This is a genomic window from Streptomyces sp. WM6386, assembly GCF_000972385.1.
GTDB lineage: Bacteria > Actinomycetota > Actinomycetes > Streptomycetales > Streptomycetaceae > Streptomyces.
Genome location: NZ_JXTE01000001.1, coordinates 35,245 through 55,613 on the forward strand (window position 1 = coordinate 35,245; position 20,369 = coordinate 55,613).

The following is a 20,369-nucleotide window of genomic DNA, read 5'->3' on the forward strand; positions in this document are numbered from 1 at the left end:
GTCTACGTGGCCGTGGTCGGCGGGCCGGTCGGCCCGCCGAGAGTCCGTCAGACGCTGTCGATGCTCTCCACGTCTTCGTCCGGCTCTTCGAGTTCGTCGAGAACCCGCCACGCAAGGTCGGCGAGAGTCTCGCCCGAGGCGGTCGCCCACCGTGCGGTGCCCTGGTTGGCGACGGGCCGCTTCTCCCACTGTGCGAGCTCCCAAACGAGGGAGATCAGACCGGAAGGTGAGTATTGCCTGCCGTCGGCGGCCCAGAGGATCGGCTTGGTACGGTGCGGCACCCACGTGGCTCGCGACCGCTTCTCATCCTCGGCCAGCCAGTCCCGCAGGGCCTCGGCCTCCATTGGGTAACCCGTCGTGAGCGTGAGCGGGTCTCCCTCGTGGAGGACTGCCTTGTCGATGAGCACGGAGACGGCGTTGGGACGGCGGCGCTTGCGCTGTGCCGGCTTGCGACGGTACTTGTCCGCGGTAGCAGGGTCAGCCGGCGCCGCCGGGGCTCCCAGGACCCGGTCGCAGACCTCGCGGCAGCGTTCAATGTCCGCGCATACGGCGCGGATCTGCGAGCGAACGGTGTACAACTCGTCAATCGCCGCGGCCACGGCGGGCAACAACTCCTTGACCAGCTGTGGTGTCCGCTCAACGGCCTGGGCAGCCCATTCCCGCTTCGGGTCCGGCTCGTCGATGGCCTCGGTGTCGAGGCGGCGGAAAACCAGATGAGTGAGCAGATAGGTGCCGTGCTCGGTCAGGGCGACGCCCCGCCCCTCGTAGCGAGGGCGCAGTTCATGGAGGTTGCGGCGGACTTCTCGCAGGACCTGTACCGCGTTCCACAGAAGGTAGGCGCTCGGCTGGGGGCGGCGGAACAGAACGTCGTAGATTCCCTGCGACCCTCGTTCCCACAACACGTCCAGAGTGGTGGCGATGCGGGCCGCGTATTGGCTGTCGGGGTGGGCACAGGCCAGTGCGCAAGCGGCCTCGACGACTGTGCACCCGGTGTCCGGATGCGGTTCCAACTCGCTGCGGCGCACGCTGTATTCAAGGCCGAGCTCGGCACGCATCTCTTCGAGAATGGCGGCCTGCACGGTGTCCAAGGCGATGCGGTCGCGTGCTTCCACGCGGTTCTGGCGATTGGTGGCCTCGGTGGTCTGCCTGGCGAAGTCCGTGGCCTTGCCCGTCACGATGACGCGTACGCCGATCTGTGCCGACGCGGCGGTCTCGTCGTCGGCGACCGCCTCGGCGACGGACCTGACGGTCTGGGCCCCGTTGACGACGCTGGCGTTGTGCAGGACCAGATTGACCGGACGGGTGTACGGCGCCCGCATCGACTGGGGTGTCCTCACCACCGACTCGCAGAGGATCGTGACGCCGTTGTTGAAGTACAGGAAGTTCTCCGGTGCCGAAGTCAGCGTGCTGATCAGCTCGTTGTTGATGGCGGTCCGGCCGAGCGGATTACGGATGTTCAGGTTGAACAGGTTGCTGCCGTGCCCCACCCACTCGGCCACCTGCCCGGCCTCGACGACGCCTTGGTACGACTCGTACGGCGAACTGATCTCGAACCACGGGAACAGGTCGGCCGTGAGCTCGACCGGCTGGGGCGCCAGGTCGCTGCGGACCGATCCCCATACCTCGTTCGACAGGATGATCCGATGGTCCAGGACCTCGCCATGTCGGTTGAACTCCTTCTCGCCGTCGATCAGGGCGTGCCGGAAGCCCTCGCTCACCTCGTCGGCCCGCATCAGGACGACGACCTGGGTCACGGGGACGGGCCCCTTCGACATGACGGTCTTCGCCAGCTCGGCCAGTTGCCTGCCCCGCGGATTGAACGCGGCGAAGTCCTCGTCGTCGATGAGCCGCAGACCGGCCAGCAGCTCCAGGACCGCCAGCCGCTCACCCTTGGCCGTGCCGTCCTTGCTCCATTTCCCCTGCACGAGAAAGACGTGCGGATCGGGCCCGTCCACCACGGCGATGGCATCGATGCCCTTGTCCGCCACGCCGTCGATGACGGTGAGGGCCGCCTCCTGCGGGCTGAACCCGGTGACGATCCGCACGGCCTGTGCCGTAAGAGCCCGGGAAAGCAGACGCGGTTCCTGCTGGTTGGCCGGCATACCCTCCAGGTCACTGTCGTCGATCAGCCGCGGGTCCAGGTAGACGGTGCGCAGCGCCTGCTTGACCTGACGGACCTGAAGGATCACGTCCTCGTTGCCGCTGCCGACGTTCTTCCCGCTCATGCTTCCGCCCCTCCGCGGGGGCGCCGCCACGCACACTCCCGCACGCACGCCCTGACCAGCAAAATCCTCACAAGTCTGCCGGAACGAACCGGGTTTCACTCACGATCCGGTGCCATCCAGGCCGAGCCGGATGAGGGCAAGGGCTTCGGTGACCTCCACGGTCAGTTCGTCCGCGGCGCCGTACACGAGACACAGGTCGTCGTGGAGCGGTCCCAGGAGCTGCTGGGCCTCCTCCGTACTGCCCTGCGCGAGCAGCAGCATGCCGATGTCCCGGCGCAGCATGACGGCTTCCTCGCTGACGTCGCTGTCGACGGTCCGTACGACGTCGAGGACGTCCCGCAGCGTCGCCAACGCGTCCGTGACCTGGCCGAGCTCGGCACGGCAACGAGCCGCCTGCGCACGGCAGTCGAGGGCTGGCTTGCTGGTGGGCCCGCTGATCCGGGAGTGCGTGGCGGCGAGCGCCTCGAACTCGGGAAGCGCGGCTCGGAAGTCGCCGCCGAGCAGACGGCTGACCGCCCGGCGCATCCGCAGCGCGAGGACGACCTTGTTCTCCGCCCCCAGCGCACGGCCGGCGGGCTCGATCAGTTCGCCGACCACCTCGGCGGCCTGCGCGAACCGGTCCTCCTCCATGAGGGCGTCGTAGTGCTCGCGCATCTCTCTGATCTGCGCGCGAAGGGTCTCGGGCAGCGGCGCGGGTGCGGGTACGACGGCGGGAGCATCGGGCACCGCGACACCGGGCTGCGCGGCTGCTCCGGCCCGTCGGCGTGGCGCGTACGGGCGGCGGAACACACCGGTCGGGTCGGGTGCCCCGGCCGGTCCCGCCTCGTGCGGTGCGGGCTCTTCGCCGGCAGTCGGCAGGAAGGGCCGCAGCCGCTCATACACCTCCTGTACGTCCGCGGGGCGTGCCTCGGGCGCCTTGCACAGCAGGTGCAGGACGAGTTCCTCCAACTCGGCCGGCACATCGGCGCGCAGCTGCCGCAGCGGTGTCGGTGTGGCGTTGACGTGCTGGAACATCACCAGGTACTCACTGTCCGCGGTGAACACCAGCCGCCCGCTGAGCAGTTCGTGCAGCACGCATCCCAGCGCGTACAGGTCGGCCTGTGGAGTGACCTGCCCGCCGCGCACCTGCTCCGGCGACATGTACTGGTACGTGCCGATGGGGCTGCCGGTCGCGGTCAGTTTGGTGACGTCGGTCCGCAGGATCGCCGCGATCCCGAAGTCGAGCACCTTCACCGTGCCGTCCCGCGCGACGATGACGTTGCTCGGCTTGAGGTCGCGGTGGATGACCGGCACGTCGTGCGCGTACGACAGCACCGTGGCGACCTGGGCGGCGACGGCCACGGCCCAGCTGACGGGTAGCGGTCGGTCGGGATGGATGTAGTTCGTCAGCGGGACGCCGTCGACCAGTTCCATGACGAGGAACAGATGCTCGTACGTGTCGTCCAGCACCGCGTCGTACACCTGCGGCACGCCCGGGTGCTGGATGCGCGCGGTGATCCGGGCCTCGCGCTTGAAACGTTTGGCCAGCTCCTCGGCGAGCTGCCGGGAGGTGGCGGCCTGCCCCCGGATCACCTTCACGGCGACGGGCCGGTCCAGTACGGCGTCGTAACCGCGCCACACGTCGCCCATACCGCCGTGGCTGAGCTCGTCCAGCAGTTCGTAACGCCCCGCGACCGGCTTCTGCGGCACCCGTGCCCCCGTCGAGTGTTCTCGCCGGCGTGCGGTGGGTCGGCGCCGGTCCGACATATCGGGGACAAGTTTCGGGGGTGGGGCGATCTTCCGTCCAGTCGGCGGGCCGGTTACCGATCAGGAGTGGCCGGATCGTGCGTGTCGGCCGGGACCGCCAGCTGCGCCCAGATCGTCTTTCCCGGGCCGTCGGCGCGGGGGCGCCAGCCCCAGAGGTCCGCGAGCGCGTCGACGAGGAGCAGGCCGCGTCCGTCGGTTCGGCTGCCGGTGGGATCGGCGGGCACCGGGGTGGGGAGTCGCTCACCGCGGGTGTCGGCCACTTCGATGCGTACGGACCTGTCGTGGGCGGTGAGCTGAAGGTGGAAGTCACGGCCCGGAACGTGCCCGTGCTGGACGGCGTTGGCGCACAGTTCGGCGGCGATGAGGGTGAGGGCGTCGTGTGCGGCGGTGCCGTACGGGATGCCCCACGTGTCGAGGCGCACTGCGCACAGGCGGCGGGCGAGACGGGCGCCGCGCGGGGTGGAGCTGAAGCGCATCGCGAAGTGGTGGGTGGGGAGGAGGAGTTGGGCGGCGGGTTGGCTGGTGGGGGTGGTGCTCGCGGGATTGCTGGTCATGACTCCACGGTGGGCTCTGGTGGCGTAGCGTGACCATAGGTGACGCGCCGTCGCGGGTCGGTTGTACGCGGGGGTGCGGTGTGTGTACGTGCGGTGCGGGCGGGCGGAGGCGACCATGCGGGGCGACGAGGTGGGGCAGCGGCCGGAGGACGAGCCGGGCTCGGGCATCGTGGTCGCTTTCGGGCGGCAGTTGAAGCTGCTGCGGGAGCGAGCGGGGCTGGACCGGGCGGCGTTCGGGAAGCTGATGGGGTACGCGGCGGACTCGATCGCGTCGATCGAACAGGGGCGGCGGATTCCGCAGCCGAAGTTCATTGACCGTGCGGATGAGGTGTTGGGGGCCGGGGGTGTGTTGGTGGCCCTCAAGGAGGAGCTTGAGCGGGCTCAGTATCCGGCGTTCTTCCGGGACGTGGCCCGACTGGAAGCCGAGGCGGTGTGCCTGCACGTGTACGCGACCTTGGCCGTGCCCGGCTTGCTGCAGACCGAGGACTACGCGCGCGCTGTGTTCACGATGCGGCGCCCTCTCCTTGACGAAGAGACTGTCGAGCAGCGCATCACAGCCCGTTTGGCACGGCAGGACATCTTCATGCGCAGGCCGTTGCCGACACTCAGCTTCGTGATCGAGGAGTCGGTCCTTCGGCGGCCGGTTGGCGGGTGGCCGGTACTACAGGGCCAGCTTGAGCAGATCCTTTTGCATGGTCAGCGGAGGAACGTGGAGATCCAGGTCATGCCCAATGACCGCACGGAACACTGCGGGTTGGGCGGGCCGTTCACCTTGATCGAGAACCGCGAGGGGCGGAGGATGGCCTACGTTGAGGTCCAGCGGAACAGCCGTCTGTACACAGAACGTGCGATGGTGCGGGATGCCGAAGAGCAGTACGGCATCCTCCGAGCGCAGGCCCTGACACCGCGCGACTCGCTGGCCTTCGTCGAGGGACTTCTGGGAGAGAAATGATCCGCCAGGGTATTGAGCCGACTGTCCCCGAGTCGGCCTGGTTCAAGAGCAGCTACAGCAGTGGTGAGGGTGGCGAATGCGTTGAGGTTGCCCCGGCACCCGGAGCGGTCCTGATACGGGACTCCAAGCAACTCGCCGGACCTGTGCTGGCCGTTGGGGCGGACGCATGGGCTGGGTTCGTGGCGTTGACCGCGGGCCGCTGACCCGTCCCGGAGGCCGGAGGGTCCCGTCGTACGGCGGGGCCCTCCGACGCATCCCGAACTACACGTCGTCCAGGCCCTCTTCGTTGCGGATCATCCGCCATGCCGCGCGGCGCGCACTCCGGTCCAGGTTCGACTTGAAGCTGCGGTCGGCGCCGAAGTAGCGCTTGCCGAGGGTGTCGATGGTGGAGACGTGATCCATCATGTAGCCGTTGAACGCCTTGTCGAAGACGACACCGAAGTTGTCCTCGTCGTTGACGACGGCGGCGGCACGGACCTTGGGGTCGTTCTTGGCGGCGTTGAACGCAGGGAGCACATCCTCCTCGGCGAACTCGGTGCCGAACTTCGCGTTGAACTTGTCGATGAGTTCGGAGAGCAGTGACCTCTCCGCGTCCTTGGCGCCGCCCACGCCGTCGCCGAACCCCTTGAGTTCGGCAGGACCCTCGGGATTGAGAGAGACATCGTGCTCGCCGGTCTTCGCGACGCGCAGGTGGCTGAGGTCGACTTCGCCTATGTCGACGCCACCGTCCCCCTGCCGGGGAAGCCGGTTGAGGAGGTAGCGCCCGTAGAGGTGCAGCCGCTCCAGGTCGGGATCCTGGTACGGCACGATCTGCGCGAGGAAGCCGTACTTACGGACGTAGTCGTTGAGGTTGGCGCGGAAGTCCTCCGCGGTCTCGACGTCGTCGTCCTCCTCGCTCTCCATCAGCACGGTGAAGCGGATGACGGCGGGGGAGAGGAGCCGGTACAGCTCGGCGTGCAGCTTCTCCCACTTGGCCTGTGAACCGCCCGCCTTCGCCTTCGCCTCGAAATACGCGGTGGCGAACTCGTCCATGTCCTGCTCTGAGATGACCGGGGCCGACATGACGCGGCTCTGTGCGGTGTAGAGGAGGTTGGGGTCGGAGGGGAGAGTCTCCGCTTCCTCGAAGTACGGGGTGAAGGCCTCCTTTATGTCCTCGGCCTCGTTGACGAAGTCCAGGACGGCGAGGTCTGACTGGGACTTGCGCTCGGCGGTGCGGTTGAGGCGGGACAGGGTCTGGACGGCCGCGATGCCAGTCAGCGTCTTGTTGACGTACATCGTGGTGAGGAGCGGCTGGTCGAAGCCGGTCTGGTACTTCTCGGCGACGACGAGAATCTTGTACTCCTGCTGCCCCTTGCCGCCGGCCTTCACGGCCTTGTCGTCAGCCCGGGTGTAAGCGAAGGCCTTGGGCAGCGCGCTCTCGGACAGCCCGTCGTTCTCCTTGACCTCGGTGGTCTCCTCGCCGTCGATGGTGAGGGATCCGGAGATAGCGACGAGGACGCCTAGGTCGGGGTACTTGGTGTCGTAGTCGCGGTCCTTGATGTAGCTCTTGATGGCACGGGCCATCTGCACGGCGGAGTGCCGGGATGCCGTGACGACCATGGCCTTCGCTCGTCCGCCGAGGCGACCGCGGCTGTGGGTCACGAAGTGCTCGACGATCACCATGGCGTGCTGCGAGACGGTGTGCTCGTGGGTGAGCGCGAACCGGGCGAGGAGGGTGTTCGCCTTGGAGGGGTCGACCTCCTTCTCGTCCGGGTTCTGGTTCACCAGCTTCCAGTACGTGTCGTAAGTGACGTAGTGGCGCAGCGGGTCGAGGATGAACCCTTCCTCGATGGCCTGGCGCATGGAGTACGTGTGGAAGGGCCGGTAGACAGCCTTGCCGTTCTCGGAGTCCTCGGTGCCGAAGAGTTCGAGGGTCTTCGCCTTCGGTGTGGCGGTGAAGGCGAAGTAGGAGAGGTTGGCGGCCCGCGAACGCTCGACGGCCTTCGCCTTGAGCTTGTCGTCCAGGGTGACCGTGGTCGCGCCAGCGTCCTCGGAGTCGGAGTCCAGGCCGAGGTCGCGCAGGGCGGACTTGACGGCGACGGAGGCGTCCCCGGACTGCGACGAGTGCGCCTCATCGACGACGATCGCGAAACGGGTGCCCTTGAACTCGGTGGGATGCTCTTTGAGGTAGGTGAGCAGCGCGGGGAACGAGTGCAGCGTGACGGTGACGATCTTGCCGGTGTCCCGGGCGAGGGCGCGGGCGAGCTGCTCACTCTTCGCGCCGTGCTTCTCGTCGATCTTCACGACCAAGCCGTCGGTCTGCGAGAAACTGCCTACGGTTTCCCGGAGTTGGGCGTCAAGATTGCGACGGTCCGTAATGACGATGACCTTGTCGAAGACGGGTTCGCCGGGCGAGATCCGGTTGTTCTGGAGCGCCTCGGTGTCGAGGAGGCGTGGATCGGTGTCGGCGTGCAGGTCACTGAGCCGGTGGGCCAGCCAGCCGATGGTGTTCGACTTGCCGGAGCCGGCGGAGGCCATGACGAGGTAGTTGTGCCCGGCGCCGTGCGTCGCCGCGTGGGCGGTCAGCTTCTTGACCACGTCCCACTGGTGGTAGCGGGGGAAGAACGTGGACTTGGTTGTCCCGCCGCCGGGCGTCTTGTGCTTCTGCTGGTGCGCGAAACGCTGGAGGAGGTCGAGCCAGTTGTCACGTTGCCAGACCTGCTCCCAGAGGTAGGAGGTCGCGTACGTACCGTGGGCGGTCGGCTCCGGGTTCCCGGCTCCGCCGGGGCGACCCGGGCCCTTCGAGCCGGTGTTGAAGGGCAGGAACTGGGTGCTCTTGCCGCGCAGTTGAGTGGTTACGAAGACCAGGTCGGGGTCTATGGCGAAGTTCGCGATGACCCGGCGCGTGAAGATCAGCTCGGTCGGGTCGCGGTCGGTCCGGTACTGCTCCTTGGCGTGCTCGACTCCCTGACCGGTGAGGGGGTTCTTCAACTCCGCCGTGGCGACGGGGATTCCGTTGAGGAAGAGAGTCAGGTCGAGACGGTGACCCCAGTCGGCCTGCTTGGTGGCGTAGGGGAGTTCGCGAACGACGGTGAGGCGGTTGGCGCGGTAGCCGTCGAGGACGGAGTCGTCAGCGACGAGGTTCGGCTTGAAGTAGGCGACGCGGAGTAGGACGCCGCGGTCCTTGACGCCGTTCCGGAGGACGTGGAGCAGGCCGTCCTCGGCGATGGCTCGGTCCAGACGCTGAGCGAAACCTCGCTGGGCCTCGTTGGCGTCGCCGTAGACGCTACGGAGTTCGTGCCACTCGTCGGGCTGGGTTTCGCCGAGGAACGTGAACAACTCGTTGGTGTCCAGGCCGAGGTCGGGGCGGTAATCCTCGGGGTTCGCTTCGCGCCAGCCGCCCTCACGGAGGGCGGCGACTATGGCGGAGCCGAAGGCGGACTCGCTGTGTACGGGGCTCATGCCGGGACTCCGTCCGTTACGCTGCGGCCGCTGGCGGTGGAGACGTCGAATTGGCCGGTTACGGCGGCGGTGATCAGGGCTTGGCGGCGTTCAGCGGCAAGCCTCTCGAATTTGGAGATCGAATCCTGCGTCAGCTGGACCTTCATGAGGAGGCGGTCAAGCGCGCTGACTGCGGAATCTTGCTCGTTTCTAGGGGGAAGGTAGATCGGGAAGGACTTCAGTGAATCATTGTTGATGATCCGGATGCGCGAATATTGTGCCCACTCTCTGATCTCTGATTCGGCAGACCAGAGTTGCCAGGCAATGAACCTTGCATTGACTCCGTGTCTTGGTGTGAGAGCAGTTAGCTGTTGGTTTCCCGTCGCTGCATGGTTCAGAAACGCGACCTTCCCGAGAGACTCTCCGATCCCGGTGATCAATACGCTTCCCGCAGGAAACACGGGTACGCCCGCTTGAGTCTGTGTAGTCCGCTCCGCTGGCGAGATGGTCAACCACCCGTCAAGTGCGGCAGGCGTGTACCAGGGAAGCCAGCCTCGTGCGACCTCCGATCCTTCTGTATGTCTGAGATCGGCTGGTGTGCTTCCTGTCTGTACATATTCCAATGCGCGGCGCAGCTGGGTGAGTCCGCGAGGTGCACCCAGTTCCCTGGCCGTTGCTCGACCGGTCAATTGGGCCGCGTGCGCCGTCAAACCCTCGCTAATCAGTTGCCGCTGCCTATGACGAAGATGCGTCAACTCGTCGATGCGGCCGGTCTCAGCGTCGAGGAAGCTGGCGATACGACGCTGCTCCCCCAGCGGCGGCAGCGGGATTCGGAGGTTACCAATCTCGCTCGCGTTTATTGCCGGGTAACTCACCCCCGTGGACCTAGCGACGACTTCGTCGATGAAAGGCTGTGATTTGCAGTAGTACGAGAGGAAGCCGCCGTCAATGGTTGTCTCTGCCTCCAATACCGCAAATCCAGTCGAAAACACCAGTGGATCGCGTGTGGCCGGGACGGTTCCGATAGCCCGCAGGTATGTACGCACGGTTGAAACCACTACGGAGCCGACAGGAGCAAGGCGCCTGGCCCTGGAGGGGGCTGAGGCGAAAACGCTGTCCTGTTCCGGAACCGTGATCTTCCCTAGAGAATCCACGGAAGCAATGTCGATGTAGCGGAATCGGAAATCAGGGTCTGTATCTTCCGGCAGTGCCCGACGATTAATTCGCGCGACGTCCTTGATGCGATAGGAGGTCACTCCGTAACCTCCCCCAGCAGTCCTTGGATCTCGGTCTCCAGCGCCTTCAAATCCGCGTCGATCTCCGCCAATGGCCGCGGAGGCTTGTATACGTAAAAATGCCGCGTAAACGGGATCTCATACCCCACCCTCGTCTTGCTGTGGTCGATCCACGCGTTCGGCACATGCGGGTGCACCTCCCGCTTCAGGTAATCCTCAACGTCCTCACCCAACGGCACGTTCTCGTAGTCCCGCAGCTCAGAGTCCGGCTCGGACGCGCCCTTGACCAACTGCACCTCGCCGTCCGCATCCCGCACCCCGATGGCCTCCCGTACCGCCTTCGCGAACGGCGCCCCCGCCGGCCACAGCAACCCAGCCGCGACGACCGCATCCTTCAAGGCCACGAGCGCGTCAGACTTCGTCCCCCACGACGAGCCCAGCAGCGTGCGCACCGCCGCCACGAACTCCTCGCTCTGCTCCAGCTTCTGCACCGGCTTGGCTGCGGCCAACGCGGCCAGCGTCTCCTCCGTCACCTCAAATCGGAGCTTCAACGGCCGCTCAACAGTGATCCGCTGGTACCCGAAGTCCGTGTTGGCGAAGACCTTTACCTTGCCGTGCTGCGGGTGGTTCTCGTCCTTTGCCGCGTCCAGCGCTTCCCCGTACAGGCGTGTGATGTCCGCGATGTGGTTGGGCTTGCCGTTCTTGCCGTCGCCCAGTTCCTTGCGCTTGTCACCAAGTGACTTACGCATCTTGACCCACTGGTCCCGCGCGTCCAGCAGGATGACTTTGCCCTTGTGGTCGGCGCTCTTACGGTTCGTGAGGATCCAGAAGTACGTTGAGATGCCGGTGTTGTAGAAAAGCTGGTCCGGCAGCGCGACGATGGCCTCAAGCCAGTCGTTCTCCAGGATCCACCGGCGGATCTCCGACTCGCCCGATCCGGCCGCACCTGTGAACAACGGTGAGCCGTTGAAGACGATCGCGATACGGGATCCACCCTTGCCGTCCACGTCGACCGGCTTCATGTGGGAAATCATGTGCTGGAGGAAGAGGAACGAGCCGTCGTTGATGCGGGGCAGACCCGCAGCGAAGCGGCCGGCCTCGCCGAGGGAGTTGTGTTCGTACTCGACCTCGTCCTTGACCTTCTTCCACTCCACTCCGAACGGCGGGTTCGCGAGGAGGTAGTCGAACGTCTTCCGCTTGAACGCGGGGTTCGAGAAGGAGTTGCCGAACACCACGTTGCCTGGTTCTTGGCCCTTGATCATGAGGTCGGAGCGGCAGATGGCCCAGGACTCGGCGTTGAGCTCCTGTCCGTAAACCTCCACCTCTGCATGTTCGTTGAGGGCCATGATGTGCTCTTCGGCCGCGGAGAGCATGCCGCCGGTGCCGCAGGCCGGGTCCATCACCCTGCGGACCACTCCGGGGAGATGGAGCGCATCGCCGTCCGGAGCGATGAGAAGGTTCACCATCAGCTGGATGACCTCACGCGGCGTGAAGTGCTCACCAGCCGTCTCGTTCGACTGCTCGGACCAGCGCCGGATGAGCTCCTCGAAGATGTAGCCCATGTTGTGATTGGGCACGCTGTCCGGGTGCAGGTCCAAGTCGGTGAAGACACCGAGGACGTTGTACAACTGGTTGGCCGCCTCGAGCCGGCTGATGTGCCTGGTGAACTCGTAGGCCTCGAGAACTTCGCGCACGTTCTCGGAGAAGTTGCTCACGTAGAGCTTGAGGTTGGTCGCGGCGTGACCGGCATCTCCCGCGATCTTCTTCAACGTCAAGTCGGACTTGTTGTAGAAGGCGAGATCGCCGGCCGCGCGCCGCAGAAAGCCATCGGGGTCGACGTCCTCTTGGTCCTTGTACTTCTCAGCGACTGCTGCGACCTTCTCGCGCGTCGGTTCCAGGACGCACTCCAGACGACGAAGCAGGGTGAAGGGCAGGATCACCCTGCCGTACTCCGACTGCTTGTAGTCCCCGCGCAGGAGCTCGGCGACGGACCACGCCGCGTTCACCAACTCCGTGTGCTTGCTGCTGTTCAAGAGATTCCCCGAGTTCCTTCCGTACCGTCACGCCGCCCCGCGTACAGCCGCGTAGGTGCGCACAAGTGTGGTCGATATGTGAGGCCACGCATGGCTAATGAAGCGAGTCGCCACCCGTGGGCGATGCCCGCGACTCCGACAATGGGACCAACTGCCCCCCCGTCAACCCGCTCGCCAACAACCTCGCCGTCTCCTCCGCCAGAACCTGCGCACGCCGCGCCTGGACACGCAACTCGTGCACCCGCCGGAACGCCTCCCCGTACTGCCTCTGCATCACCAGCGGGAGCAGAGGCACCCGCAACCGCCCCGGATTCACCTGCAAAACCGTCGTCCCCGTCGACGCGACCGCGATGTTGTCCTCCGCGCCCAGGAAACCGGCCAGGCACCACGAATCGAGACGAGCCGGATCCGGTCGGAAGAGGTGGATCAGAGGGCCGAGCAGCGCACCGGCGTCATTTTCGTCGGCAACGCGCACCTTTGGACCGGTGCCGTCCGCAATCGCCCGTACGAGGACGTCGCCCTCTTCGATGACAGGCGCCACGTCGCCGCCGAACTCGGCAGCATCTCCGGTAGGGCCTGTACCGCGCGCGATGTCGGTGCTGGTCAGGACAGGGCGAGGTTCGGGGCCACCGCCACGCCCTACACCGGACTCAGCACCAGGCGCCGTCCTCAACAGAGCCAACGCCCCACCCCTCACGAGGTCCGACGCCGTAGCCGTACGCCACTCGGCGTTCGACGCGCCCGAGGTGAAGTAGTCACTGCGGTGCGCCGCTTCAGCGAGCGACTCGGCAACCCGAACCAGATCCGATCGCGCGGCGTCCAGGTCCGCCGCAAGTTCCACCGGATCGAGGTCCGACGGCGCGGCCCGCACCCGGCGGGCCGGCGTCAGGTCGGCAAGGTCGTCGAGGAGATCCACGACAGGGACCGCGCGCGCCACGTCCGGCACGTCGTTGAACCCGTCCGAATCTCCGACGAACTCCTCCCAGGCCGTCAACACCTGGGCCGAGAGGCCGGCCCAGTCCACGGCCGCGGGACGGCCTCCAGTCTTCGTCCGCGCGAGCGGCAACGTCCCCCGCGCAGGCCCGGCCCCCGTCGCCGTATCGACGAAGAGCACCGACTTGCGTTCCGGACCCCCCGGCTCAGGTCGCTGAAGAACCCAGATCTGCAATCCCACGTGCAGCGGCGGAGCCGCTCCCGCGGGCAGCGCCACGACAGCGCGCAGGGCGCCGCTACGTACAAGCTCCGCCCGTACGCGCCGCCCGGAGGCGCGGCTCGCGGTGGCGGGCGGCAGGATCAGAGCCGCGTAACCGCCAGGAGCGAGGTGCGCGAGCGCGTGCTGGACCCAGGCCAGCTCCGATTCCGCGCGGGCAGGCACGCCGTACGCCCAGCGAGGGTCGTACGCCAGCTCGTCGTGGCCCCAGTCGCGGTCGCCGTACGGGGGATTGCACAGTACGGCGTCGGCGACGACGTCGGGGAAGGAGTCCGCGCGGAGACTGTCACCGGTGCGCACGGTGACCGTGGACTCAGGCGCCGTCAAAAGCAGGCTCACCGCGGTGCGCTGCGCCTGCACAGGCACTGTGTCCTGCCCATACAGCTTGCTCGCCCCGCGTCCCGCGGCTGCCGCGAGCAGGGTGCCGCTGCCGCAGGCAGGGTCGAGCACGCTCGTCGCGGTGCCAGGGATGAGGCGTGCGGCCAGGTCTGCGAGCGGTTCGGGCGTCTGGTACGTCCCGCTGGTCGCGCTGTCCTCCAGCTCCCGCTCCGCGAGCACGCCCAGCGCGGCCCGTGCGCCGTCGTCACGTACGCACGCGAGTAGGGCGCGCAGTACGGCCGCCTCGGCAATCGTGTAGCTGACGGCCTCCGAATTCGGGACGACGCCGGCCAGATCTGCTGCTGCGTCGGAGGCCCGGGCAGTGAGCTCGGCGTCCGGCAGTTCCGCGAGCGCCTTGAGATCGTCCGACGAGCGACGGGCCGCCGCCAAGACAAGGAGCAACAGGTCTGCCGTAGCCCCGCTGCCCTGTCCCTGCATACGGAGGCGGAGCGTCGTGCGCAGCTCTTCCGCCGGGCTCGCGGCAGCGGCGTGGCCGCGCGCGGCCAGCCAGGCCCGCACTGTCTCAAGGTCGTACAGCGGGCTGCTGTCCGTGCCGCCCGAGGGGGCCGGGAAGTCGTCGTGTCGACGACGCCAGTTGCTGACGGTGGCGCGCGTGACTCCTGCGATGCGGGAGATCTCGGCGGCTGTCACATGGGCGGACGGCTGGGGCATGGAGGGCTCCTGGGCTCTCGGGAGCGAACAGTTAACAACCTACAGCACTCGTCAAATCCGTCAAGGCGATTGACAGTGCTTTCACGGATATGCTTCTCTGGTCACGCTTCCGACGGTGAGCGTGGTGCCGTCGTCGAAGTCGCTCGATCGCCATGCCTTGCCGCCCGTTTCACAAGACCCGGAGGGGATCCTCATGCGTCTCACCATGCCGACCGTCGCAGTCGAAGGAACCCAGCTCACCGTCATGCCGTTCCGCGACGACGCGGTCATCGGAACCATGTCTGTACCGGCCCTCGTCCAGCTCGTCCCCTCGCCGCGCGCCGAGGAGGACCCGAAGAAGCTCAAGGCCTCCTCCGGGCTCGTCCGGCGCCACGCCGAGCTGCGGTCAACCGTGCAGCGAACCCTGAAGTCGTCGCAGAAGGGGAAGAACGTCGCGTCGTACGCCGAGTACATCGCCGAAGGCCTCAAGGGCGAGCTCGGCGCCGCCTGGTCCACCCCGCCGATCACCCTGTGGCACGCCGGACCGCTGGCCGCGATCAGTGACGAGCTCGTGCCGGGCAGCGGCCTGCGCACCCTCACCATCGCGCCGGGCACCATGGTGATCGCCATCGACGGCGAGACCCAGACCACAGCCTGGCACGACCTCTACGACGACCCGGAGACGTACGGCCTGACGCACACCGAACTCGCCCAGGTACGCGTCCCGTTCGAGCTGTACGTCGACCTCGCCGCGGCCGACGCGCGGCAGATCTTCTACGACCGCAACGTCCAGGGCGTCGCCGTCGCCAAGAACCTCGCCATGTCGATGGACCAGCGGGACTTCGGCACCCGGCTCGCTCACCTCGTCGCGGATTCCGTCAAGGTCGAGGTTGACGGGAAGCGCGTGCCGTTCAGCCGGCTCGTCAACGCCAGCAAGCGGCAGGTCTCGCGCGGTGACCGTGAGGTCATCACTCTGTCGGCATTGCGCGCGCTGGTTGTGGCCACCATTTACGGGCGGAGCGGTCTGTCTCGCTCCGCCGAGACCGTCCATGAGGACGAACTGCCCGCGGGTACGCGGCCCGAGCAGGTGGAGGCCGCCGTCGTACCGCTGCTCGCACAGCTGATCTCCGAGCGTGCAGCGCACTTCGTGAACCGCAGCGCACTGACCGCGCCTGCCGTCCTCGCCGGTGTGGGCATCGCCGCTCACCAGGCTCTGCCGTGGAGCGATCCCGCCTCCTCCCTGGAGGCCGACGAACTCGACCGGCTGCTCGCCGACATCCACTGGGAGCGCGAGGCGGCGTACTGGGACGGCATCGCTGCCAAGGCCGGAGTGTCCGGCCGCCTCAACTTCAGCGGCGGCGTCAAGGACTCCGGCGGCCGCGTGGCCGACGCGATCCTCTACCCGGCCACCGAAGCCGGACGCAAGATCCGCGGCCGGCGTTCCTGAACCCGACCCGAGGCGACACGTGCTCACGAGAAAGCGCGTTTCTCACAGACCTCGTCAAACGCAGGATCCCGCATCCCTGAAGCGAAGCGGCCGCACACCAACGAACACCACCGTGTCCAGAGAAGACGGAGCCCGCCATGACCATCCCGAACCCCGACCCGCAGCACCCGCACGGCCCGCAGGGCGGCTGGGGTCCGACGCCTCCGGTGTCGCCGTCCCCTGCTGAGGCCGCCACCCGTCGCAGACAGAGGATCAAGTACGGAGCCACCGCTCTCGTCGCCCTTCTCATAGGCGTCGGCATCGGTTCGAGCGGTGGCACCGGATCGACGGACGGCGGCACAACCGACGCGAAGGCGGAGCCCCAGCCAACGGTGACCGTCACCGAGACAGCGCAGGCCGAGGCCGAGCCCGCACCCACCGTGACCGAAACGGTCACCGCCAAGCCGAAGAAGACGGAGCCGGCTGGACCGGCGACCAGCTTCTCGGGTGAGGGCGAGTACCTCGTGGGCGAGGACATCAAGCCCGGCACGTACAAGACAGCTGGCCCCGAGGGCCAGTTCGGCTGTTACTGGGAGCGGGCCAAGGACGCCAGCGGAGAATTCGGCTCGATCATTGCCAACAACAATCTGAAAGGTCCGGGCCGGGTGACGCTCAACAGTGGCGAGTACTTCAAGACCAACCGCTGCCAGGAATGGAAGAGGGTCAGCTGAGCCGCCGCGTGACGGGACGCAGGTGTCACGCCTGCGAGCGTTGATCACGCAGAGTCTCTGCCAGTTCCACGCGGTGAGTCTTGTCCGAGCTGTGTGCTAGGCATGACCTCATGCCGCTGCCGCACTTCGAGCTCAGCAGTTCCCAGTACCGGCTTCTGGCCGAGACGGTGCTCAGTTCTCTGCCTGATCCCGCGACGGAGGAAGATGCGCAACTGGAATGGAGTGCACGGGGATTGAATTGGGAAGACCCCGAGCTCGACGTGTCAGAGCTGATCTTCCTCGGACTTGTTTCTCGGGAGCAGGGTTTGTTCGCGATGACTCATCTGGGGGCGGCGGTTCACTATCGGGCCGTGTACGAGGCCGCCGAGGAGCGGCTGGCCGCTGTGGCGATGCTCGCTGAAGCGGCAGAGAACGTGGGCCCGCGGTTCAGCCGTGCGGTGCGTCGATTGGCCCAGGGCAGTTTCTCGTTTGGCGAGGCGCTTGCCGAGGTGGCCAGGAATGACTGAGACGGATCATCCACTGTCGATTTCGGTGCTGAACAAGGTGCCCGCCTCACGATGCCGGGCCTTCCGGGCTCCGGGAGCGACGGGAAGAACCCCGGCCGTGGTCAGGTCAGTGACGGTCACGATGCCGCCGCTCAGGATGTCGGTGAGCAACTCGCTCTGCTCGGGTGCCAGGTCGGTGAGGCGGCGTATGACGGAGAGCAGTTCGATCAGCTCGGTCGTCCACTCGTGCGGCCAGCTGTCGACGTGGATGTCGTCCAGTGGACTGGTCTTCTTACTGGTCGGGGATGCCTTGCGGTAGCCGAACCACTTGTTGAGGACGCCCATGCCGCCGACGTCGTATCGCCAGACGGCCTGAGGCACCGGAGCGAAGCGTGCCTCACCGATACGGAGGGTTTGGGTCTCTGCCTCATAACGCATGCGGTCGGGGAGCCCGTTGCCGATGTGGCTCAGGTACTTGACCTGACCGGGTTCGCCGGATGCGAATTCGACGTTCCCGGGAGGGCGTCCCGCCGACAGCTCAGCGCAGCGCTCGCCGTATGTGGAGGCCCACAGCACTTGACGGCCCAGGGAGACGCCCTTTTCCCAGAGGGCCCGTTCCCGGGTGAGGGGGATGCGTACGCCGGGAGTGAGGAGTTCCTCGGTGAAGTGCTCGGTGAAGCCGCTGTGGCCGGCTAGGGCGATCGTGTAGGCGGCAAGATCTTCCACGGTGACCCGCTCTACCCCCAGGACATGTGCGAGATAAGGCAGCAGGGCGGCGGGGGTGTTGGCGGAGCCGTCGGGATGGAGGATCGGTAGGACCCGACCGCCGCGGCCGTTGAAGTGGTGCGTATCGGGGAGCAGATGGGTCGCTACCACTGCGGCGCCTGAGTCGATGGCGTGGGACGACTGCTGGTTGAGGAAGATCTGCCCGGGTTGCAGGGAAGCCCAAAGGCCAGGCCTGGGGTAGTCAAGAACGCGGTTGTCGGCGATGAGGTGCTGACGATCGAAGCTGCGCAGTCCTATTCGTGTGAGTTCCGGCAGGGTCTCGGTCTCCTGACCGACGGGAAGCGGAGAGGCCGAGTGCCCTGGCAGCGGATCTCTTCTGTCTGTCAACGTCCGATCGCGAGTTTCCTTGAACAGCTTGCCCTTCTCGACGAGGTCAGTTTCCCGGATCAGCCGGGCCCATCTGCGCCGCAGTGTCTCGGCCGAAGGCGAACTCACCCAGGAACGGTTGGCCTTCGATCCCGGAGAGCCCCAGGGAAAAAGGTCGGAGAGTTCCGGGAACTCCTCCCAGCCCGAGCGAGTGGCCGGCGTGAAAGGACGAGGGCCTTCGGTGTGGGTGTCCCGCCAACCGTCGTCATCGAGGCAGATGCCCCTGAGCTGACGGAATTTGTCCTCCCGACGGCCGGTCACCTCCCGATAGTGGACACGGGCCCGATGCTGCGGCCCACGTACCGCGTCCGCCCGCCGGACGAAGATATGGATCGCCAGCGGTTGCGCGACTCCCGGGAAGACCCGACTCGGGACGGGCGCCCGCTGTCCCTCGGGCGAGAGATTGATGATCCATCCCTCGTCGCACGTACGGCGAAGGTAGTCGCGCATGCCGCGCCCACCGGGCCCGGTTGCCCATCCGGACGGGGTGATGAGGCAGACCACACCGTGCTGGTCCTCCGGATGAGCATCGAAGACCTTCCAGGTGGCCCAGCGCCAGAAGTACACGTACATGTTCTTGAGCATGTGCTCGTGACGACCGTTGTCCGGGTAACGGAACGCATCGAGTACCGGCGCTTCCTTGCCCGCAGGACGCTTCTCCACCCAGCCGCCGCGGCCTTCGGCCTTGTCGTCGTAGGGCGGGTTGGTGACGACGGCGGTGACCGGCGTGCGGGCCTTGATCTGGTTGGCGCGCCTGCGGGAGTCGGAGAGGGCTCCGTAGGTGGAGGCCAGGTGCTCCTCTTCCACGAAGGGGTTGTCCAGGGTGTCCGTGACGAAGAAGCTCAGCCCGTTCCGAGGCAGCGGCGCGCCGTACCGTTTGAGCATGTCGGAGGCACGGAGCTCGGCGACCGCGAACGGGCCCGTCTGAAGTTCGAAGCCGAACAGCCGCGAGGCCAGCCGGGAGATGGCGTCGCGGGCCATGGCCGGGCCGTGGCGGTCCGTCGCCTGCTCGGCCACCCGCTCGATGATGGTGTGGAGGAAGGTGCCCGTTCCCATGGCGGGGTCGACGATCTTCACCTCGTCCGCGCCGAATCCCTCCTCCTGGCCGAGCCGGGTCCGTACGACCTCCTCGGTGAGGCGGACCATCTCCTCCACGATCTCGAGCGGCGTGTAGTACGAGCCGCTCTGCTGCCGCAGCGCCGGATCGTAGACGGTGAGGAAATGCTCGTAGAGGTGGAGGTACGCGTCCCGGTTCCCGGCTCGGATGACGTCCCACCGCACTTGGGCGATGGTCCGGGTCAGCAGGTCCAGTGTGACGGTGAAGCGTTCGTTGATGTTGTCCGTGAGCAGTTGGAGGGCCTTGCCCATCAGCCCGTGGTCGGCGTCGAGCAGGCGCCCGATCTCGTGGAAGGAGTTCGCTTCGAGCGGGATGCCCTCGGTACGCGCCAGCAGGAGTGCGAAGGTGATTGTCTGCGCGTATCCGTCGGCGAACGTGGCGTCGTCGGCGGTGGGAAAGAGCAACCGCCTCCAGTCGTTCTTGAGGCCGGTGAACGGTCGGGCGCGTACGTCGTCGTCGGGAGCTGACGAGCGTGCCTCGAAGTCCAGTTGCTCCAGGACGGTGGAGCGCAGTAGTCGGCACAGCGGCGCGATGTGGTGGACGAGACGGGCGACTTGGGTGATCTTTGGCGGGGTCCAGCGCAGGAACTGTTTGAGCAGTGCGTCGAATGCGGCCGGGCTGCCGGGTGACAGCTTCTCGCCGGCGCTCTTGAGTGCTCCGTGGAAGAAGACAGTCTCGCCGAGCTGTTCGCCGTGGCGGAACAGACGCCATTCGGTACCGTTGGAATACAGGAGGTTGGGCAGGTCTCGCAGTTTCTCCCACTGCTCGCGATTGTGCTTCGAGAATGTTTCCGGATCCACCGACAGTCCGGGCTTCTTAAGCTCGATGTACCCGGTGATGTCGTGCCCGGACCGAACTGCGTAGTCAGGGCGAACACCCAGCTCAGGGATGCGATATTCGTCGTGCCACGAGACCTCTCGAAACTGATGACGTTCGCCCACAGCCCTGAGCAACACTTCGAGAGGGGAGCGTATGGATGATTCCGGGCCGCCCCCGCCGGCCAGTTTCCGACGGCACTGTCGGCCGAAATCCGACACGGCGTCGCGTAACCAGC

The 20,369-nt window shown here is 66.6% G+C and carries 13 protein-coding genes; 5 read left to right on the top strand and 8 right to left on the bottom strand.

What is annotated here, in order from left to right; all coding sequences use genetic code 11:
* Window positions 1-47: 47 nt before the first annotated feature.
* The 3 genes from TN53_RS00150 to TN53_RS00160 all read right to left on the bottom strand — a co-directional run bounded on the left by TN53_RS00150 (window position 48) and on the right by TN53_RS00160 (window position 4,525).
* Complete coding sequence (locus TN53_RS00150; RefSeq protein WP_052745116.1) at window positions 48-2,225, bottom strand: AIPR family protein; 2,178 nt, start codon at window positions 2,223-2,225, stop codon at window positions 48-50.
* Between the two features lie 99 nt (window positions 2,226-2,324).
* Window positions 2,325-3,854, bottom strand: coding sequence for a protein kinase domain-containing protein (locus tag TN53_RS00155; RefSeq protein ID WP_420719070.1), 1,530 nt, complete (start codon window positions 3,852-3,854; stop codon window positions 2,325-2,327).
* Between the two features lie 170 nt (window positions 3,855-4,024).
* Complete coding sequence (locus tag TN53_RS00160) at window positions 4,025-4,525, bottom strand: ATP-binding protein (RefSeq protein WP_046256183.1); 501 nt, start codon at window positions 4,523-4,525, stop codon at window positions 4,025-4,027.
* 115 nt (window positions 4,526-4,640) lie between these two features.
* Between TN53_RS00160 and TN53_RS00165 the strand changes: the two genes are divergently transcribed.
* Both TN53_RS00165 and TN53_RS44550 read left to right on the top strand, forming a co-directional pair.
* The gene (locus TN53_RS00165) at window positions 4,641-5,477 is read left to right on the top strand and encodes a helix-turn-helix domain-containing protein (protein WP_046256184.1); all 837 of its coding nucleotides are present in this window, start codon (window positions 4,641-4,643) and stop codon (window positions 5,475-5,477) included.
* Window positions 5,474-5,680: a DUF397 domain-containing protein gene (locus tag TN53_RS44550; protein WP_095046210.1), complete on the top strand. Its 207-nt coding sequence runs from the start codon at window positions 5,474-5,476 to the stop codon at window positions 5,678-5,680. Before TN53_RS00165 ends, TN53_RS44550 begins: the two co-directional genes overlap by 4 nt.
* A 58-nt stretch (window positions 5,681-5,738) precedes the next feature.
* Here TN53_RS44550 and TN53_RS00170 read toward each other — a convergent pair whose 3' ends face one another.
* The 4 genes from TN53_RS00170 to TN53_RS00180 form a co-directional block, all read right to left on the bottom strand.
* On the bottom strand, window positions 5,739-8,918 hold the full coding sequence (locus tag TN53_RS00170; RefSeq protein ID WP_046256185.1) for a type I restriction endonuclease subunit R: 3,180 nt from the start codon (window positions 8,916-8,918) through the stop codon (window positions 5,739-5,741).
* Complete coding sequence (locus TN53_RS44555; RefSeq protein WP_095046211.1) at window positions 8,915-10,153, bottom strand: restriction endonuclease subunit S; 1,239 nt, start codon at window positions 10,151-10,153, stop codon at window positions 8,915-8,917. Before TN53_RS44555 ends, TN53_RS00170 begins: the two co-directional genes overlap by 4 nt.
* Entirely contained in the window at window positions 10,150-12,165 is a 2,016-nt protein-coding gene (locus TN53_RS00175) for a type I restriction-modification system subunit M (RefSeq protein WP_046256186.1), read from the bottom strand. The genes TN53_RS44555 and TN53_RS00175 overlap by 4 nt, the downstream gene beginning before the upstream one ends.
* A 94-nt stretch (window positions 12,166-12,259) precedes the next feature.
* Complete coding sequence (locus TN53_RS00180; protein ID WP_199924477.1) at window positions 12,260-14,425, bottom strand: N-6 DNA methylase; 2,166 nt, start codon at window positions 14,423-14,425, stop codon at window positions 12,260-12,262.
* A 193-nt stretch (window positions 14,426-14,618) separates the two neighbouring features.
* On the opposite strand from TN53_RS00180, the gene TN53_RS00185 reads away from it, so the two are divergent.
* The 3 genes from TN53_RS00185 (at window position 14,619) to TN53_RS00195 (ending at window position 17,067) form a co-directional block, all read left to right on the top strand.
* Window positions 14,619-15,851 (top strand): DNA sulfur modification protein DndB, encoded by a 1,233-nt coding sequence (locus TN53_RS00185; RefSeq protein WP_095046212.1) that lies wholly within the window; start codon window positions 14,619-14,621, stop codon window positions 15,849-15,851.
* A 137-nt stretch (window positions 15,852-15,988) separates the two neighbouring features.
* Window positions 15,989-16,561, top strand: a complete 573-nt coding sequence (locus TN53_RS00190) for a hypothetical protein (protein ID WP_234441482.1) — start codon at window positions 15,989-15,991, stop codon at window positions 16,559-16,561.
* A gap of 110 nt (window positions 16,562-16,671) precedes the next feature.
* Entirely contained in the window at window positions 16,672-17,067 is a 396-nt protein-coding gene (locus TN53_RS00195; RefSeq protein ID WP_052745117.1) for a hypothetical protein, read from the top strand.
* 6 nt (window positions 17,068-17,073) lie between these two features.
* Here the strand turns inward: TN53_RS00195 and TN53_RS00200 are convergent, their stop codons facing one another.
* Window positions 17,074-20,115 (bottom strand): type ISP restriction/modification enzyme, encoded by a 3,042-nt coding sequence (locus TN53_RS00200; protein ID WP_234441483.1) that lies wholly within the window; start codon window positions 20,113-20,115, stop codon window positions 17,074-17,076.
* Window positions 20,116-20,369: the final 254 nt, after the last annotated feature.

Excerpts from the sequence above, each read along its gene's own strand:
- TN53_RS00150 (WP_052745116.1), bottom strand. The coding sequence starts at position 2,225 with ATGAGCGGGAAGAACGTCGGCAGCGGCAACGAGGACGTGATCCTTCAG.
- TN53_RS00155 (WP_420719070.1), bottom strand. The coding sequence starts at position 3,854 with ATGGGCGACGTGTGGCGCGGTTACGACGCCGTACTGGACCGGCCCGTC.
- TN53_RS00160 (WP_046256183.1), bottom strand. The coding sequence starts at position 4,525 with ATGACCAGCAATCCCGCGAGCACCACCCCCACCAGCCAACCCGCCGCC.
- TN53_RS00165 (WP_046256184.1), top strand. The coding sequence starts at position 4,641 with ATGCGGGGCGACGAGGTGGGGCAGCGGCCGGAGGACGAGCCGGGCTCG.
- TN53_RS44550 (WP_095046210.1), top strand. The coding sequence starts at position 5,474 with ATGATCCGCCAGGGTATTGAGCCGACTGTCCCCGAGTCGGCCTGGTTC.
- TN53_RS00170 (WP_046256185.1), bottom strand. The coding sequence starts at position 8,918 with ATGAGCCCCGTACACAGCGAGTCCGCCTTCGGCTCCGCCATAGTCGCC.
- TN53_RS00180 (WP_199924477.1), bottom strand. The coding sequence starts at position 14,425 with ATGCCCCAGCCGTCCGCCCATGTGACAGCCGCCGAGATCTCCCGCATC.
- TN53_RS00185 (WP_095046212.1), top strand. The coding sequence starts at position 14,619 with ATGCGTCTCACCATGCCGACCGTCGCAGTCGAAGGAACCCAGCTCACC.
- TN53_RS00190 (WP_234441482.1), top strand. The coding sequence starts at position 15,989 with ATGACCATCCCGAACCCCGACCCGCAGCACCCGCACGGCCCGCAGGGC.
- TN53_RS00195 (WP_052745117.1), top strand. The coding sequence starts at position 16,672 with ATGCCGCTGCCGCACTTCGAGCTCAGCAGTTCCCAGTACCGGCTTCTG.